The sequence below is a fragment of the Streptomyces sp. NPDC086766 genome (genome assembly GCF_044746005.1).
GTDB lineage: Bacteria > Actinomycetota > Actinomycetes > Streptomycetales > Streptomycetaceae > Streptomyces.
In genome coordinates, this window is record NZ_JBIVBI010000064.1 from 1 (window position 1) to 1,321 (window position 1,321).

Here is a 1,321-nt window from a genome sequence, read left to right on the forward strand (position 1 = left end):
TGAAGCGCTCCGGGTCTAGTGGAGGCTCGATTCCCTGAGAGGATCGAGTCATGGCCCGTCCGTCCCCTTACCCCGCCGAGCTTCGTGAGCGTGCGGTGCGCATGGTCGCGGAGATTCGCTCCAACTACCCAACTGAGTGGGCCGCGATGAAGGCGGTCGCTGCGAAGCTGGGCATCGGTGCCGCCGAGACGGTGCGGACATGGGTCCGCAAGGCCGAGGTCGACGCCGGCCGGCGTCCCGGAGTGACCTCTGAGGAAGCGGCGGAGATCAAGCGGCTGAAGGCCGAGAACGCCGAGCTGCGCCGGGCGAACGAGATCCTCAAGGCGGCCTCGGCTTTCTTCGCGGCCGAGCTCGACCGGCCGTCGAAGCGCTCGTAGCGTTCATCGACGCCCATCGGCAGGTGTTCGGAGTCGAGCCGATCTGCAAGGTCCTGACCAGCCACGGACTGAAGATCGCGACGAGCACCTACTACGCCGCCAAGAAACGCACCCCCAGCCCGCGTTCGGTCCGCGACGCGGAGCTGAAGACGCAGATCAGCCGTGTCTACACGGACAACTTCGGTGTCTACGGAGTGCGGAAGGTCTGGCGGCAGCTGCACCGCGAGGGCATATCCGTGGCCCGCTGCACGGTCGCCCGGCTGATGCGCGATCTCGGCCTTCGGGGTGCCCGACGCGGCAAGAAGATCCGCACCACCATCCGGGACGATGGCCAAGAGCGGGCCTGTGACCTGCTCAGACGCGACTTCACTGCTTCCCGTCCGAACGAGCGGTGGGTGGCCGACTTCACCTATGTCGCCACCTGGTCCGGGATCGTCTACGTCGCGTTCGTCGTAGACGTGTTCTCCCGGGCGATCGTCGGCTGGTCGGCCGCCACCAGCAAGCGGGCCAAGCTCGTCCTCGACGCCCTCGACATGGCCCTGTGGCGCCGCGACCGGGCCGGCACCCCCGCAGGTCCCGGTCTCATTCATCACTCGGACGCGGGCAGCCAATACACGTCTTTCGCGTTCACCGCCCACCTGCTTGAGGCCGGCATCGACGCCTCGATCGGCACCGTCGGCGACGCCCTGGACAACGCGCTCATGGAGTCCCAGATCGGCCTCTTCAAAACGGAACTGATCAAGCCCCGCAGGCCCTGGCACGGCCTGGCCAACGTCGAACTCGGCACCGCGCAATGGGTCTACTGGTTCAACAACCAGCGCCTCCATACCGCCATCGGAGACATCCCGCCCCACGAGCACGAAACCAACTACTACGCTCAATACCAGCCCCAACCGGCTGCTGGAGTCAACGCATAGAGCCTCCATCGATCCCGGAGCGGTTCA

General features: G+C 66.4%; 1 protein-coding gene. It reads left to right on the forward strand.

The genetic code is table 11. The features are described from left to right. Nucleotides 1-50: 50 nt before the first annotated feature. A protein-coding gene (locus ACIPM1_RS33850) for an IS3 family transposase (RefSeq protein ID WP_402441212.1) occupies nt 51-1,294 on the forward strand; the annotation gives its coding sequence in 2 pieces (ribosomal slippage) (nt 51-333 and nt 333-1,294; 1,245 coding nt in all). Nucleotides 1,295-1,321 lie beyond the last annotated feature (27 nt).